At 72.4% G+C, this 14786-nt stretch carries 13 protein-coding genes; 4 read left to right on the top strand and 9 right to left on the bottom strand.

Annotated elements, in window-relative coordinates; translation table 11 throughout:
• Positions 1-86 precede the first annotated feature (86 nt).
• Complete coding sequence (locus tag WMF34_RS44520; RefSeq protein WP_437991620.1) at positions 87-1946, bottom strand: S49 family peptidase; 1860 nt, start codon at positions 1944-1946, stop codon at positions 87-89.
• Entirely contained in the window at positions 1939-4059 is a 2121-nt protein-coding gene (locus tag WMF34_RS44515) for a zinc-ribbon domain-containing protein (RefSeq protein ID WP_012241313.1), read from the bottom strand. The genes WMF34_RS44520 and WMF34_RS44515 overlap by 8 nt, the downstream gene beginning before the upstream one ends.
• Before the next feature lie 501 nt (positions 4060-4560).
• Here WMF34_RS44515 and WMF34_RS44510 point away from each other — a divergent pair.
• The 3 genes from WMF34_RS44510 (at position 4561) to WMF34_RS44500 (ending at position 6900) form a co-directional block, all read left to right on the top strand.
• Positions 4561-5688 (top strand): hypothetical protein, encoded by a 1128-nt coding sequence (locus WMF34_RS44510; protein WP_437991619.1) that lies wholly within the window; start codon positions 4561-4563, stop codon positions 5686-5688.
• 190 nt (positions 5689-5878) lie between these two features.
• The gene (locus WMF34_RS44505; protein WP_012241311.1) at positions 5879-6196 is read left to right on the top strand and encodes a YtxH domain-containing protein; all 318 of its coding nucleotides are present in this window, start codon (positions 5879-5881) and stop codon (positions 6194-6196) included.
• Between the two features lie 293 nt (positions 6197-6489).
• Positions 6490-6900, top strand: a complete 411-nt coding sequence (locus WMF34_RS44500; RefSeq protein WP_231864571.1) for a hypothetical protein — start codon at positions 6490-6492, stop codon at positions 6898-6900.
• Positions 6901-7124: 224 nt separating this feature from the next.
• On the opposite strand, the gene WMF34_RS44495 is transcribed toward WMF34_RS44500, so the two are convergent.
• From WMF34_RS44495 to WMF34_RS44480, 4 genes are all read right to left on the bottom strand, one after another.
• A complete protein-coding gene (locus WMF34_RS44495; protein WP_012241309.1) occupies positions 7125-7436 on the bottom strand; it encodes a hypothetical protein in 312 nt (103 codons plus the stop codon).
• 10 nt (positions 7437-7446) lie between these two features.
• The gene (locus WMF34_RS44490) at positions 7447-7656 is read right to left on the bottom strand and encodes a hypothetical protein (protein WP_012241308.1); all 210 of its coding nucleotides are present in this window, start codon (positions 7654-7656) and stop codon (positions 7447-7449) included.
• A gap of 299 nt (positions 7657-7955) precedes the next feature.
• A complete protein-coding gene (locus tag WMF34_RS44485) occupies positions 7956-8669 on the bottom strand; it encodes an HAD family hydrolase (protein WP_437991618.1) in 714 nt (237 codons plus the stop codon).
• 3 nt (positions 8670-8672) lie between these two features.
• Positions 8673-10478: an AMP-dependent synthetase/ligase gene (locus tag WMF34_RS44480; protein ID WP_437991617.1), complete on the bottom strand. Its 1806-nt coding sequence runs from the start codon at positions 10476-10478 to the stop codon at positions 8673-8675.
• Between the two features lie 179 nt (positions 10479-10657).
• On the opposite strand from WMF34_RS44480, the gene WMF34_RS44475 reads away from it, so the two are divergent.
• The gene (locus tag WMF34_RS44475; protein WP_012241305.1) at positions 10658-12628 is read left to right on the top strand and encodes a serine/threonine protein kinase; all 1971 of its coding nucleotides are present in this window, start codon (positions 10658-10660) and stop codon (positions 12626-12628) included.
• A gap of 23 nt (positions 12629-12651) precedes the next feature.
• Here the strand turns inward: WMF34_RS44475 and WMF34_RS44470 are convergent, their stop codons facing one another.
• From WMF34_RS44470 to WMF34_RS44460, 3 genes are all read right to left on the bottom strand, one after another.
• Positions 12652-13347 (bottom strand): hypothetical protein, encoded by a 696-nt coding sequence (locus WMF34_RS44470; RefSeq protein WP_012241304.1) that lies wholly within the window; start codon positions 13345-13347, stop codon positions 12652-12654.
• Between the two features lie 117 nt (positions 13348-13464).
• Positions 13465-13824: a YXWGXW repeat-containing protein gene (locus WMF34_RS44465; RefSeq protein WP_012241303.1), complete on the bottom strand. Its 360-nt coding sequence runs from the start codon at positions 13822-13824 to the stop codon at positions 13465-13467.
• Positions 13821-14783: a prepilin peptidase gene (locus WMF34_RS44460; RefSeq protein ID WP_437994707.1), complete on the bottom strand. Its 963-nt coding sequence runs from the start codon at positions 14781-14783 to the stop codon at positions 13821-13823. Before WMF34_RS44460 ends, WMF34_RS44465 begins: the two co-directional genes overlap by 4 nt.
• Positions 14784-14786: the final 3 nt, after the last annotated feature.

Genomic DNA, 14786 nt, shown 5'->3' with positions numbered 1-14786 from the left:
GGCGACCCGCTTCGGGTATGCTGAACCCGCTCAGCCTACCAGAACGACCGAGGTACAAGGCCAATCTTCCGGTGCAATCTCGCGCTTTACCGGAGCGTCACCGCGAACGGTAACACCGTGAGCGCCCTCTCTCCGGCCAGGAGAGGCGCCATGGAGGCGGCGAAGGTCCCGACCTCCGGCGCGACGCCGAGCCACTCCGGCAGGAGGACGGAAGCCATCGCCTCCCGCGCGCGCTCCTTGAGCGCCGCGCGGTCGGGAGCCCGAGCGCTGCCCTCGTTGGCTTCGTCGCCGGTCGCCAGGAGCTCCAGCAGCCCGCCGTCGTCCTGCTCGATCTCGACCGGCGCGTCCGTCGGCAGCTCCGCCAGCTCGCGCGCGAGCGCGATCGCCCGCTCCAGGCCGCCGAGCTCATCGACGAGCGAGCGCCCTGCGGCCTCGACCCCGCCGAAGATCCGTCCCTCCGCCGACGGCGCGATCGTCTCCAACGGGAGGTTCCGTCCCGCCGTGATGCGCTTCAGGAACAGATCGTAAACCGCCTCCATGGAGGCGAGCACACGGGCGCGTGTGGGCTCGTCCCAGGGTGTGAGCGCCGACATGTACGCGGCGCGCGCTGCCCGCTGAGGATCCGGGTTGGCCGCGACCGTCTCCGCGTTGATCCCGATGTCCGCAAGCGCCTTCCCTACGGCGAACTTGCCGCCCACGACGCCTATCGAGCCGATGATGCTCGTCCGCTCGGCGACGATCTTGGTGCCAGCGCAGGCGAGATAGTAGCCGCCGCTCGCGGCCATCCCGCCGATCGAGACGACCAGCGGCTTCTGCTGCCGCAGCCGCATCAGCTTCTGCCAGAGCAGATCCGAGGCCAGCGCCGAGCCGCCGGGCGAGTCGATCCGGAGCACGACCGCCTTCGCGCTCTGATCCTCGGTGAGGCGCGTGATCGTTTTCCCGAGCTCGCGCTCGCCGATCCCGTCCGACGAGCCGATGGGCATGCCCTTGGCGCTCATGGTGATGCCGCCGATCGCCGGGACGACCGCCACGTGCGGCGCCCCCAGCGAGCTCGCCCCGGAGACCGAGCGGAACACGTCCACGAGGCTCCGGGAGAAGCTCGCATCGCGCGGGGCGCCGCCGAACCGAGGCACGGAGCGCTCGGTGCCAGCGAGCTTCTTCGCGTCCTCGGTCGCGGACTCGAGATCGCCGATCTCGTCCACGAGCGCCCTCGCCTTCGCCTCCTCGGGCGCGAACGGGCCGTCCTCGAGGGCCTCCCGGAGCTCCTCCTTGCCGCGCCCCTCCACGATGGCCGACAGCCACACCTCGCGGACCCCGCCGAGCGCGGACTCGAGCGATCGACGCGCCTCGGGGCTCGCCCCTTCCCGCGTGAACGGCTCGCTCGCGCCCTTGAACTTCCCCACCTGGAGGAAGTCGACATCCACGTTGAGCTTGTCGAGGAGCCCCTTCGCGAACACCAGCTGCGCCGCGATCCCCACCGTGTCGACCTGCCCGGCAGGGCTGAGCCAGAGCTTGCTGCAGGCGATGGACGCCAGCAGCATGGTCGCGTTGTTGTACTCGTCCGCGTGGCACACGACAGGTCGCCCCGCCGCGCGGACATCGCCGAGGATCCGGCCGATCTCGTGGGCCCGCGCGAACGCGAGGCGCGCGCTCCCGAGCCGCACGAGGAACCCCTTCGCGCTCGCGGACTCGGACAGCGCTCGCAACGACTGCACGAGCTGCGCGTGGGTCCTGCCGCTCGGCGGGCCGAAGAGCGACGCCGACGCGCTCTCGGGGAGCCCGCGCGTGAGATCGATCTCGATGACCGCCGGCTCGTCGAGGCCCGCCGCGGCGGGCGCCGGCAGCGCCGCCGCCCGCTCTCTCCCGGTGCACCCGGCCATCGACGCCGCCACGGCGAGGGCGCCGACGCCGGTCCACCGCACCCCTCGAGCTCGGCGCTTACTCATGCTTCATTCCAGGCAGATCCGAGGTGTCGATCGTCGGCGCCGTCGCTCCAGGCGCGGCGGTCGGCGGCGGATGCACGCCGGGCAGATCGCTCGTGTCGATGGTGCCGCCCGGGGCGACGTAGTCGTCTGGCACGCGGCCGTCGTCCGGCTCCGGCGCGCGGCGAACGCGCGCCGGCGCGGCCGGCGGGCTCGCGGGAGGAGCGCTCGCCGCGGCCGACGGGCTCGGCGGAGGAGCGCCCGGCTGCGGGCTCTCCGCGCGCGCGCTCGACGCCGGCTCGGCGACGCCTCCCGTCTCGCCCTGCGCCTTCTCGAGCCGGTCGATGAAGGCCCGGAGCGGGCGCGCGAGCGGGTGCTGCCGGCTCGTCGCCAGCAGGCGCTCGTTCTCGGCGCGCGCGGCCGCGATATCGCCGGACCTCGCGAGCGCATAGACGAGGAGCGCCCGCGCTCGCCCGGGGCTCTGCTCGATGCTCCCCGCCGTCCGGAGCCGCTCGACCACGGCGGCCCAGCTCGGATGAGCCTCGGCGAGATCGAGCGCGGCCAGCGTCAGCGCGCTCTCCGGCTGCGCGCTCTCGGCCGAGATCGCGCCGACGAGCTTCCGCGCGGAGGCGAGGTCGCCCTGCATGCGGAGCAGATCGATCGCCGCGCGGGTCACCTCGGCGTTCGCCGGCGCGACGCGCCGCGCGTGCTCGACCGCCTTGCGGGCGCGCTCGATCGCGGTGTCGAGCTCGTGCCGCGCCGTGTCCAGATCCGCGTCCCCTGCGGCGAGCAGCTGCAGCCGGAGCCACCGCACGTCCGCGTTCACCGTCTCGACCCGGGCCAGCGCCGCCGCGACGCGCGGGTCGTCCTCGGCGAGCGCGCTCGCCTTGACGAGCTTGTCCCTCGCCGTCTCCGGATCCCCTTCGGCCAGGCTCTTCTCGCCATCGGCGAGCAGCGCCGAGACGCGATCGTCGCTCGCCGCAGGCCGGGCCTGGACGGCCGGCTTGAGGTACTTCGGCCCGAGGGTCGCCGCGCTCACCACCATGAGGCCGACGACGATGAGGCCGACCACCCACCGCGCGATCCCCGTCCTCCTCGAGGGCAGCGACGTGATCCCCGCGTCGCCGTCCCCCTCGTCGACGTAGGAGGGACGCCCCTCGGGCTCCGCGGGTGCGGTCGGCGACCCCGACGTCGCTGCCCGCCGCGACGCGTGATCCTCGCTCGCCGCGCGCGGCGCCCCGCGCCTCGCCACGGGGGCTTCTTCTCCCGCGCTGTCGGCGCGCTCGATGCGCGGCGGTGGGACGCTGTTCGGCATCCGCAGCGGAACGACGCCTGCGGCGCGCCCCTGCCCCTCGCCGCCGGCGTCCGCGGGCCCGGGCTTGACGCCGCCCTGGCGCGCCTCGGCGACCCCCGCGCCGCGGAGGGTCCGCGGCTCCTGCCGGCGCGCGGGGTGCCCGTCCGGCAGCGGCGGCGCCTCTTCCGGCGGCACCACGACCCCGGGCAGCGCGCCCGGCTTCGTCATCACCCGCGCAGGGACGCTGGCCTCGGAGTCGTAGGCCGCGGTCTGCGCCCCGCGGCGCGGCGACGGGCGCTCCCTGCCCGACTGGACCTCCCGCACGTCCCGAACGACCGTCTCTGCGTCGTGGATGGACTCGGGGGCGATGTCCGCGTCGCTCTCCGCCCGCGGGAGCGGGATCGCGACCGAGTGCTCGGTCTGCGCCGGCGCCGGACCGCCGAGCCCTGGAGGCGTCAGCGACCTCGAGCGGCCAGGGAACGGCGAGGGCCCGCCGATGCCCAGCGCGGTCCCGGCCATCACGATGCTGCCGGGCCCCTTGAAGAACGGCTCCAGCTCCGCGATCGACCCGAGCCGCCGCGGCCTCGCGTTGCCGCGCGAGATCACGTCATCGCGGGTGATCTGGCCCTGGGTGATCGCCGCCTGGAGCTCCCGGAGCATCTTGAACTCGAGCTCCCGGCCGCCGAGCGTGCGCACCACCCACTTCTCGGGGAGCGCGCCGTCGGTGCGGCGGACCTTGAACTGGAAGCCGCAGTTCGTGCACTTGACCGTCGTGCCGCGCTCCGACACGAGCGCGTCGTCGAACTCGTACTCGGTGCTGCAACGCTCGCAGGTGACATCCATCTGCTCGACCGGTCCCCGTGTCCTCGCGAACGGCTGGCCCCCCAGGCGCGAGCCTGCCGGGTTTCCTCGTTCGGAGGTAGCCGCCCGGAACTCGGCGGAACGGTAGCACGGGTTCCCCTGCGCGCCCCAAAGGGTCGCGCCGCGCCGCGCCGTCCTCCGCTTTCCTCCGCGGTTCAGGGTTCACGGTTCCCTGCGATTCCCCCTCCCCTGCGGTCCCCCCTCCCCTGCGGTCCCCCCTGCCCCCCGATGTCGCGGCGGCCGCCGCGTGACCTCCGCGAGGCACGGCACATCGGGGCAGGGCCGCGCTTCGCCTCGCCACGCGCGAGCCACATGCCGACGTGAACGCGGCTTCACGGCGAGCGCGCGATCGGCCGAAATACGCCGCGACTTGCCAGGCTTGTGTGGGGCATGTCGCTTGCTACGCTCGTCCGGTCGCGACCGTCACGCGCGAGGGCGCGGCTCCTCGACGCCGGGCGGCCGAATGCTTTCGGGAGACGGTGAATGAAGCGACTTACTCTGCTGGGTCTCGCGAGCGTGCTGGCGCCCCTCCTCGCGGGTTGCCCCATCTACGACGACGACGCCGACAGCCCCTTCTGTGATGCAGTCGTCGAGGACTGCACGCCCGGCATCCCGAGCGGCTGTGACGGGCCAGCCGACTGCTGGATCAACGAGACCTGTGGCGAGGACAACCAATGCCACATCGGCGACTGCACGACCTGGGGATGTAGCCGGGGCTTCGAGTGCGTCATCGCCGACGACCACACCGCCGCCTGCGTCGCGAGCGGCTCCTCCGGGGAGGGGGGCAGCGGCGGGGCCCCGGGCGGCGTCGTGTACTGCGGCAACCCGGACGACTGCGCCGATGGCGAGACCTGCGCGCCGGATGGCACGTGTCAGCCCGGCAGCTGCGATCAGGTCCTTCCGAGCGGCGAGCCGCTCGGCTGCATCCACGGCTATGTCTGCGAGGGCGACGAGGACGATGCGACCTGCGTGCCGGCGACCCCGGCCGCGTGCGGCGCCGACGCCGACTGCGCCCGCCTCGGCGCTGACTACCTCTGCGTCAGCGGCATCTGCACCGCGCCTCAGGACCAGTGCTTCGATCAGACGCAGTGTCCGGTCAACGACAAGTGCGTCGAGGGCAAATGCACGCCCGCCTGCAGCGAGGACGCGGACTGCCCCAGCAGCTACCGTTGCGACGCGACCCTCGGCATCTGCTCCCGCCCTGCGCAGCCCTGCGTCATCACCGACGACTGCGGCGGCCCCTCCGCCGTCTGCGTCGACGGCGCCTGTGTTCCGAGGAGCGACGGCGCCACCTGCCCCGAGGGCGACGTCTGGGTCGAGAACGGCTGCATCCCGAATCAGTCGAGCAACTTCGTGTGCGGCGAGGATGGAGCGCAGGACGTCTGCGCGCCGGGGTCGATCTGTCTGCACCACAGCTGCTACATCTCGTGCGGCCAGCCGAACCCGAACGCCTGCGACAACCAGTCGCCCTCGCTGAGCGAGTGCAGGACGGTGGCGACGTTCTCCGGCGAGCACCAGGTCTGCGGATCGAGCGAGAACCTCGGCGGCGACTGCGATCCCGAGACGCCCTGCAGCGAAGGCAAGATCTGCATCGACGGCTTCTGCCGGTAACGCCGCGGCGCTCCTCCGCCGCGATCGCTCCTCGGGGCGGGGCAGCCCCCTGCCCTGCCCCCTCCGTGCGCAATATGCCCTTGGCATGCGCGCTGCCTCACGTCCCGCCGGTCACTGTTCCAGCCACGTGAATCCACGCTGAGGGATACGCGTTACGCGCCCCCACGCGATACGAACCGACGGAGCCACAATGAAGGCAGACGATCTCGTCCATTACATGGCCGACATGTTCCCCTACAGGAAAAGGAGCTCACTCGATTGGATCGTTCCCCTGTCGCTCGGGCTCGGCCTCGGCGTCGCCATGGGCGTCGGGGTTGGCGTCCTGGTCGCGCCGACGTCAGGTGACGAGGCGCGCCGCCGGCTGCGCGACAGCACGAGCCGGCTGCGCGAGCGCGCGGAGAGGGCCAAGGAGCGCGCCCTGGGCGCTGCGCAGCGGACCCAGGACCAGATCCAGGAGAAGCTCCAGGAGAGCACCGGCTCGTACTCCAACGAGCTCGGCGCCCGCTGAGCGAGCTCCAGGGGGCGCGAAGGCGCCGCACCGCCCACGCGCGGAGCGGCGCCTTCCATCATTTCCCGGGATGTGCTCCAGCAGCCGAGCGACATCTGCGCAGCCGGAGCGGCACAAGCGATGCTTTTCCGAGAGCAGATGGATTGAACGAGACACCTCGCGAACCGCGGCACAGGGGCACTCGTCGAATGATGTATTACCGGACGCTCACTGCATTCTTCCCAGGTCGCACGGAAGCCGCGGGCGCACTTGGCCGCCTCCTCGCCCTGGGCGTCGCGGCCGAGGACATCAGCATGGTACCCAGGCAGCACTCCCGTCTGGACGAGATCGAGCTCACGATCCACAGCAAGGCGTCCGAAGGGGCCGCCCTGGGCGCTGTGATCGGAGGGCTCGTCGGCGGTACGCTCGCGGCGATCACGGCAGGAGGCGCGCTGATCATTCCGCGGCTCGACGCGTTCCTGGCGGGGCCCATCGTCGCGTGCCTCGCGGGAGCGGGCGCCGCCGGCGCTGCCGGCACACTGCTCGGCGCCGTCCTCGGCGCGCGCCTGCCCGAGTACGAGGCGCGCCGTCTCGACGACGGCGGCGCCGGCGGCGGCGCGTTGCTCTCCGTGCGGTGCTTGCCCGATGTTTCCCGCAGCGTTGAAGAGGTGCTGAGCGAGAGCGGCGGTCGCCGCATCCGCAAGACCTGCAACCGCAGGGCCTGAAGGAGGACCTGCGCCCGGCGTGGCCCAGCGATCTTGCGAACGAGCGACGGGCGAGCCGCGATCCACGTGCGGACGCGGCCGGACGCGCCCGTGATGAAGCCGCCAACCCGCGAAGGGCGCCGAGAAAACCTCAAAAATCTTGGCGAGCTTGGCGTCGTTGGCGGTTCAAACGACCCCACCTTCAGCCAAGGTGACGCGGTGACGCGCGGCAGGTGCCTGCTGGATCAGGGCGACGCGCCGAGATGGCTCTGGGACCGCGTCTGCTCATCGAGGACGAGCTCGACCGCCTGGGCCAGCGCGCTCTTGACGTAGCTGCGCGTCGCGAGCGACCCGAGCCTGCTGAGCACGCGCGGCGTCAGGCCCCCGCCGAGCAGAAACCCCAGCCCGGCCGCCGCTGCGATCGCCACGTGCGGGTTGTCCCGCGCGAACGCCGAGACCGCCCGCTTGACCTCCGCCGCGTCGAGCCGGCTGAGCGCGTCGTTCACCATCTCCCGCGCGTCGCGCTCCCCTTCGGCCTCGACCTCACCTGCCGTCATGATGACCTCCTCAACTCAGCCGTGTAACGACCCGTCCGATCAGGTAGCCCACGGCGGCCACCGCGAGGAGCGTGGCCACAGGGCGCTCTTGCACGAGCGAGACGAGCCGCTCGTCCGCGCGGCGGACCTCGCCGAAGAGGCGAGGGACGGCGGCGGGAACGTTCGCTCGCCGCTCCCGGCGTCCGGACTCTTGTTCGATGTCTGCATCGTTGGCGATCATCGTGAACCGGTCTCCAGCAATGCCCGAACCACCGCGCGACGTGCATCGGCTGCACGATCCGGAGACCGACCCACCGGCGCGGGGCAGCAGGACGAGGAGAGCCAGCGGAGAAGCGCGCGCGACGAGCGCGGGGCGGAGCGCCTTCCGGGACGTTCGTGCTCACGGACGGAAGGGCGAGCGCGCGACGCGCGTGTGGACCTCGCGACCTCGCGCGCGAGCGCCGCGCCGACGGGCCGCGCTCGCCAGGTGACGGGCTCCTGGAGATCGCTGGCCGCACGACGGCGCGCGGCAGCGCACGGCTAGAAGCGGATGCCGAACGCCCGGAGCGCGCGGCGCAGCGCCTCCGCGCCGTCGCACACCGCCACCCGCTCGGCCTGGGACAGCTCCGCGGCCCGCGTCGGGTCCCCCTTGAACCAGACGGCCCGCATCCCTGCCGCGAGGGCGCCGCCGACGTCGGCGGCGAAGGAATCGCCGACGTGGACCACCGCGGCGAGCGGCGCGCCGAGGCGCTCGGCCGTCCACGCGAAGATCTCCCTGCCCGGCTTCTCGAACCCGAGCCGCCCCGAGTCCGCCACCGCCACGAAGTGCGCCGACCAGCCGAGCTCTTCGATCAGCTCCTCGAGCCGGCCCTCCGAGTTCGACAGCACCGCGACCGGCACGCCGGCCTGCCGGAGCTCGATCACGACGTCGATCATCCCCGCGATCGGCCGGCGCCAGAGGTTCTTCCGCGGCTGCTCCGTCCAGAGCCAGTCGACCGCCGCGTCGAGCGCGCTGGCCTCGACGCCGCCCGCCTCGAGCAGGCGGCGCATCATGATCTTCCACGGGTGGCCGCCGAACCCGCGCTGGATCGCCTCGTTGTACGCGCGCCAGCCCTCGTCCACCGCCCCGTCCAGCCGCTCCCGAGGCGCGGCGATGCCCCGCTCGGCGAGGCGGGCGGAGAGCAGCCCGGTGTCGAGCTCCACCAGGGTCTGGCCGAAGTCGAAGGAGACGGCTGTAGCAGGCTCGTTGCGCATGAATTACTCGGCGTACATCGCCTCGATCTCGCGCGCAAAATTCTGGCTCACATTGCGCCGCTTGATCTTGAGCGTCGGCGTCAGCTCGCCGTCCTCGATGGTGAAGCCGCGCGGCAGGATCGAGAACTTCTTGATCGTCTCGACCTGCGCGAGCTCGCCGTTCACCTCGTCGACGGCCCGCTGCACGGCCTCCCTGATCTCGGGCGACGCGTGCGAGAGCTCGCGGCCGAGCCCGCGCTCGGCCGAGAGGCGCTTCACCGCGTCGGGGGCCAGCACGAGCAGGGCCGTGAGGAACTTGCGCCCATCGCCGACGACCACTGCCTCGGCGATGAGGTCGTGGCGCTTGAGCGCCTCCTCGATGTTCTTGGGCGAGATGTTCTTTCCGCCGGCCGTGATGAGGATCTCCTTCTTCCGCCCGGTGAGGTGGAGGAACCCTTCCTCGTCGAATCGGCCGAGATCCCCCGAGTGGAGCCAGCCGTCGACCAGGGCCTGCGCGGTCGCCTCTGGATCCTCGTAGTAGCCGAGGAACACGGTCGGCCCCTTCACGAGGATCTCGCCGTCGTCCGCGATCTTCACGTCCATGCCTGGCACCGACGGCCCCACGGAGCCGAGCTTCGTCCGGCCCGGGACGTTGTAGCTCGTCGCGCCGGTCACCTCGGACTGGCCGTAGACCTCGGTGATCAGGACGTCGAGCGACGCGAAGAACTCGAGGACCTCCTTCGCGATGGGGGCCGCGCCGCTGCTGAACGCGTGCGCCCGGCCGAGCCCCACGGCCGCCTTCACCTTCGCGTAGACCAGCGTGTCGAAGGCGCGGTGCTGGAGCGCGAGCAGCGGCCCCGGCGGCTCGCCTCGGGCGCGGAGCTCGCTGTGCTGGAGCCCGACGCGCCTCGCTTGATCGAGCATGATTTTCTGCAAACCCTTCGCGCCGGAGAGCTTCGCGTCGATCCCGGCCCTCAGCTTCTCCCAGACGCGCGGGACCCCGAAGAAGGCGGTAGGCCGCACCTCCTTGAGGTTGTCGGCGAGCGCCGCCATCGACTCGGCGAAGTACACGGCCGCGCCGACCGAGGCCGGGATGTGGATCGTGAACATCTGCTCGGCGACGTGCGAAAGAGGCAGGTAGGAGAGCGCGATGTCCCGGGACGAGCACGGGATGAGGCGCGCCCCCATGTCCGCCGAGCGCGTGAGGTTCTCATGGCTCAGCATGACCCCCTTCGGCGGCCCCACCGTCCCGGAGGTGTAGAGCAGCGTCGCGAGGCCGTTCGGCTCGAGCGCGTCGAGCCGCTGCTCGAGCAGCTCGTCCGAGACGCGGTCGCCCCGCGCGAGGAGCTCATCCCAGGCCAGGATCCGCGGATCGCGCGGATCGCGCGGATCGCGCGGATCGCCCGCGAACTCCGCGCCCCGCATCAGCACCACCCACGAGAGCCGCGGCAGCCGATCCCACTGGCTCAGCACCTTCTCCAGCTGGGCCCTGTCCTCGACCAGCACCACCTGCGACCCCGCATGGCGCACGACGTGGCGCACCTCCTCGGGCGAGCACGTCGTGTAGATGCCCGCGGGAGCGCCTCCGATCGCCATGCAGGCCACGTGGAGCACCACCCACTCGGGCCGGTTGAAGCCGAGGAGGCTGACCGTGGCGCCGGGCTCGAGGCCGAGCGCGAGGAGCGCCTTGCCGGCGCGCCGCACCTCGCCCGCGTACTCCCGGAAGCTGGTCATCCTCCAGAAGCCCCCCTCCTTGACGTAGTGGGCAGGAGCCTCGGGACGCGCCTTCGCCTGGCCTAGCAGGCGCCGCGGTATCGAGTCACAGGGCATCGGGCTACCTCGTTCACGGGCAAGGGTGCGCAATCACAGGCGAATTTTACTGCACCCGCCCGGGGTCCGGGACCGCCTGGGGGAGTGGCGTCCCGCACAGTAGCAGCAGACGCCGCGGGGTTGCTGGCCCGCGCTGTCGTCAGCTTGACTGCACGTCTTTGGATCAGGACCATTCGGCGGTGGGCGAGCGCAAAGGGACGATCGAGGAAGCTGAGTGGGCGGCGGACTCCGCCCGCAGCAACGAGCTCGCCGCCTCGGGCCCGCCGGAGCGCGTGCGGGCAGCGATCGACGGCGGGACCCTGGTCTCCAGGCAGGGGCTCGTCCCCGCGCCCGAGCCCCCGCCCACCGTCCAGGTGCGGCGCGCGGATCGCGACGCGCCGACCACGGTCGGCCGGGATGCGCCGCCTGACGCGCCGCCGTCGCCCTCGGATCGGCACGCGCGGAGCTTCGGAAAATACCGGTTCATCGCGACGCTCGGGCACGGGGGCATGGCGGACGTGCACCTGGCGGTCGCGGTGGGGCCGGCGGGCTTCAGCAAGCTGCAGGTCATCAAGCGCCTCCGGCCCAACATCGCCGACGAGCCCGAGTTCCGGGACATGCTGCTCGACGAGGCCCGCCTCGCCGCCCGCCTGAACCACCGCAACGTGGTGCAGACCAACGAGGTCGGCCTCGCGGACGGCGAGTACTTCATCGCGATGGAGTACCTCGACGGGCAGCCGCTGAGCCGGGTGATCTCCCGCGCGCGAGAGCAAGCGCGGGCGATCCCGTTCGCCATCCAGTTCTGGATCCTCAGCGAGGTGCTGGCCGGCCTCCACTACGCCCACGAGCTCGTCGACTACGACGGGGCGCCGCTCAACGTCGTTCACCGCGACATCAGCCCCCACAACATCTTCGTCACCTACGACGGGCAGGTGAAGATCGTCGATTTCGGGATCGCGCTCGCAGCGCACCGCCTCGTCGAGACGCAGACCGGCACGATGAAGGGCAAGGTCGCGTACATGGCGCCGGAGCAGGCGTTCTCGCACTCTTCCCAGATCGATCGGCGCGCGGACGTCTTCTCGGCCGGCGTCATCCTCTGGGAGATGCTCGCCGGCCGCCGCCTCTGGCGTGGGCTGTCCGATCCGCAGATCATCTCGCGCCTGATGCGGGACATCCCGGACCTGCGGTCCGCGCGCCCCGAGGTGCCCGTCGAGCTCGCGCGCATCTGCGGCAAGGCGCTCGCGCACTCGCCCGACCAGCGCTACGCGACGGCCGCCGCCTTCCGCACGGAGCTCGCTCGCTACACGGAACGCCTCGAAGAGCAGGTGACGGCCGAGCAGCTCGGCGCGCTCATGCGCGAGCTGTTCGCCGGCGAGCGAGCCGAGATCCGGGCGATCATCGATCGCCAGCTTAAGCAGCTGCAGGAGCACGGCGCGGAGGCGGGGGGCGCGTGGCTCGCCGGCCGCGCGCCGAGGCTGCCGTCGCTGCCAGGGCGCGATGCGCTCGACTCGGATCCTCCCGCGCAGGAGGAGGGCGCGACCACGGGCTCTTCGCCGTCGGCGCCCACGCGCGCCCTCCACCGATCGAGCCCCCCGCAAGCGACGCTCCACGCCGTCGTGCGGACCGAGCCGGCCACGGCCGTTCAGCCCGCGCCGGCGCCGCGGCGCTCCCGGTTGCCGCTCGTCGCGTTCGCAGCGGTCATCGCGCTCGTCGGGGCCGCGACGCTGTACCTGAAGCTTCGCGATCCGGTCCAGCAGAGCCTCCGCGTGGCCCCGCCGCCGGCCGAGAGCGCGCTGCCCGCGCCGGAGCCCTCGCCGCCATCCGCCGCGAGCAGCGCGCCACGCGAGCAGACCGACGCGTCGCTCCTCCGCGCCTCGATCAAGGCGAGCCCCGCCAGCGCAAAGATCTTCGTCGACGGGGTGGAGCTCCCCTCGAACCCGTTCGACGGCAAGCTCATCAAGGACGGCGCGGCGCACCGGATCGAGGTCTCCGCGCCAGGCCACGCCACGCAACGACGGATGCTCGTGTTCGACCGGGACATCGAGCTCGAGGTGACGCTCTCCCACGCGCAGAGAGGACCGGCCCCCGCGGCCACGGCGACCCCGAAGATCGTCAAGCCCCCCGCCGAGGCGGATCCCACCGTCCCGCCGCCGAAGCCCGATCCCTACTGACGCGCGGGGCCCACGGGCGGCCGTTACAGATCCTGGTAACCGATCGGCGGCTCGACGAGCTTCGCCGCCTTGGCGACGCCGCGGAACACGTAGTCGGAGTAGCTGTAAGGCCCGTCCGACCACACGAGGAAGTCGTCCGCGAGCACCCCGTTGGGCGCTCCCTCGCAGAGCTCCGGCGCCGCCATGACGGGCCCTTCGTTGTAGATCGGCGCCGACGCGTTGACCGCCTCCTCGGCCTCTTCCATGGCGGCCAGCGCGCCGGCGTGCCGGTCGGCGTCGAGCTCGTCGACGGGGTAGAGCTCCCAGTCGAGCATCACGAGCTCCGGGTGCGGGGGCTCGTTCGGGGCCGACGCGAAGGGGGCGTGCGCGGCCTCGGGGAGGCCCGTCCGCGCGAGCGCCTCGAGCAGGCGGCTCCGGTAGCGCAGGGCCGCGTCATCCGGGGTCCAGAACGCCGTGAGGGCCGCGATCACGTCCTCGGTCTTCGCCTCGCGCCACAGCGAAGGGTCGCGCGAGCCGAGCTCGAGCGCGCGCTCCTTCTTGAGGCGCGCCTGGAAGGCCGACGCGTGCGGCGCGAACTCCGGCAGCTCGGCCAGGGCGTGATCGACGGACCAGTGGAGCCGATGATCGACCTCGCGCACGTACCGGTGCTTGCCGAGGGCGCGGAGGAGTCGGGCGATTTCGTCGGGTGTGCGCGCTGCGAACGACCAGGCAAGCATCATGGGGCAAGGCTCATCGATCCGTGCAGGGGATGGCACGCCGAGCTGGCTCGCCGATGCAGGTAGGGCGGCGGGCACCTCGGCACGAGGTGAATTCCCATCGCTCGGCCGCGGTGTCGATCACTTCTTGCCGGGGAGGTGCCACACGCCGGCGAACCACACAAGGGATCCGTCTGCGCGGCGCACGGTGGTGGCAGGCGCGAAGTACGCGCCCGGCGGGACGGGCTCCCATCGTCCCTGCTGCCACGCCCAGCGGCGGCTCCGCCACTGCCACTCGCCGTCGATCCACACGTCGCCCGGCCGCTCGGACGGCGAGATGATCTCGACCCGCGCAGGCGGCGGAGGGTACGGCACGACCACCGTCGTCTCGCTCGGCAGGTGCGGGCCGGTCGGAGGCAGCGGGAGCGAGCTGCCACAGCCCGCGAGCGCGAGGAGCGAGACGAGCGGGATCCCGAGCGCGCGGCGCAGGGCGGCGCTCATCCTGCGTCGATCCAGGAGAGGTACGCGTCGAGGACGTCGCGGCCGACGAGCAGGCACTCCAGCGTCGCGAGCGCGAGGAACGGGCCGAACGCCATGCGGGCCTGACCGAACCCTTCGCGAGGCTCCTCCGCGAGCGGATCTTGCGCCAGCTCTTCCTCGGCGGCGGCCCGCTCGTCGGGGGACATGGCCGCGAGCTCGGCGCGGATCTGCTCCCGCTCGAGGCGCACCGCCTCGGGCTCCTCGATGCTCCCGCGCAGGATCAGCATGGCGATCGCGATGATCGATCCCTGGACGGCGCCGGCGCCGAGCACGAACAGGGCGCCCCCCCAGCCGAACCACGCGCCCGCCAGCATGAGGAGCTTGGCGTCGCCGAGGCCCATGCCGACGCGGCCGCCGCGGATCCGCGGGTAGATCACGACGAACGGGAGCCAGACGATGCCGAAGCCGACCGCTGCGCCGACGAGGGCGTCGACGAAGCTCATCGATCGCAGCGATGCGGTCGCGACGCCGAGCACCGCGCCGCCGATGGTGATCGAGTCGGGGATGAACATGTGCTCGAGGTCGATGAACGTCGCCGCGAGCAGCCCGAGCGCGAGCGCCAGGCCGGCGGTGTACGTGGCGAGCGCGTGGAGGGCCGGCGTCGTCCCGGGGAGCCGGAGGATGATGACCTCGATGATCGCGAGCGAGAGCAAGCCGCCCGCCGCCTCCACCAGGGGATACCGCGGCGACACGGGCGCCCCGCAGCAGCGAGCGCGGCCGCGCAGCAGCAGGTAGCTGAGGACGGGGATGTTGTCGTAGGCGCGGATCGGCGCGCCGCACGCCGGGCAGCACGAGCCCGGACGGACGACGCTGAGCTCGCGCGGGACGCGGTGGATGACGACGTTGAGGAAGCTCCCCCAGAGCAGGCCGAAGCAGAGCCCGAAGGCGCGCAGGAACCACGGCGGGAAATCGGCGAGCATCAC

Origin of the sequence: Sorangium sp. So ce145 (assembly GCF_051525985.1) — a bacterium.
Lineage (GTDB): Bacteria > Myxococcota_A > Polyangia > Polyangiales > Polyangiaceae > Sorangium > Sorangium cellulosum_B.
The sequence above is the reverse complement of the archived record's forward strand: the minus strand, read 5'-3'. Positions and strand labels throughout refer to the sequence as shown.

Excerpts from the sequence above, each read along its gene's own strand:
- WMF34_RS44520 (WP_437991620.1), bottom strand. The coding sequence starts at position 1,946 with ATGAGTAAGCGCCGAGCTCGAGGGGTGCGGTGGACCGGCGTCGGCGCC.
- WMF34_RS44515 (WP_012241313.1), bottom strand. The coding sequence starts at position 4,059 with ATGGATGTCACCTGCGAGCGTTGCAGCACCGAGTACGAGTTCGACGAC.
- WMF34_RS44510 (WP_437991619.1), top strand. The coding sequence starts at position 4,561 with ATGAAGCGACTTACTCTGCTGGGTCTCGCGAGCGTGCTGGCGCCCCTC.
- WMF34_RS44505 (WP_012241311.1), top strand. The coding sequence starts at position 5,879 with ATGAAGGCAGACGATCTCGTCCATTACATGGCCGACATGTTCCCCTAC.
- WMF34_RS44500 (WP_231864571.1), top strand. The coding sequence starts at position 6,490 with ATGGTACCCAGGCAGCACTCCCGTCTGGACGAGATCGAGCTCACGATC.
- WMF34_RS44495 (WP_012241309.1), bottom strand. The coding sequence starts at position 7,436 with ATGACGGCAGGTGAGGTCGAGGCCGAAGGGGAGCGCGACGCGCGGGAG.
- WMF34_RS44490 (WP_012241308.1), bottom strand. The coding sequence starts at position 7,656 with ATGATCGCCAACGATGCAGACATCGAACAAGAGTCCGGACGCCGGGAG.
- WMF34_RS44485 (WP_437991618.1), bottom strand. The coding sequence starts at position 8,669 with ATGCGCAACGAGCCTGCTACAGCCGTCTCCTTCGACTTCGGCCAGACC.
- WMF34_RS44480 (WP_437991617.1), bottom strand. The coding sequence starts at position 10,478 with ATGCCCTGTGACTCGATACCGCGGCGCCTGCTAGGCCAGGCGAAGGCG.
- WMF34_RS44470 (WP_012241304.1), bottom strand. The coding sequence starts at position 13,347 with ATGATGCTTGCCTGGTCGTTCGCAGCGCGCACACCCGACGAAATCGCC.
- WMF34_RS44465 (WP_012241303.1), bottom strand. The coding sequence starts at position 13,824 with ATGAGCGCCGCCCTGCGCCGCGCGCTCGGGATCCCGCTCGTCTCGCTC.
- WMF34_RS44460 (WP_437994707.1), bottom strand. The coding sequence starts at position 14,783 with ATGCTCGCCGATTTCCCGCCGTGGTTCCTGCGCGCCTTCGGGCTCTGC.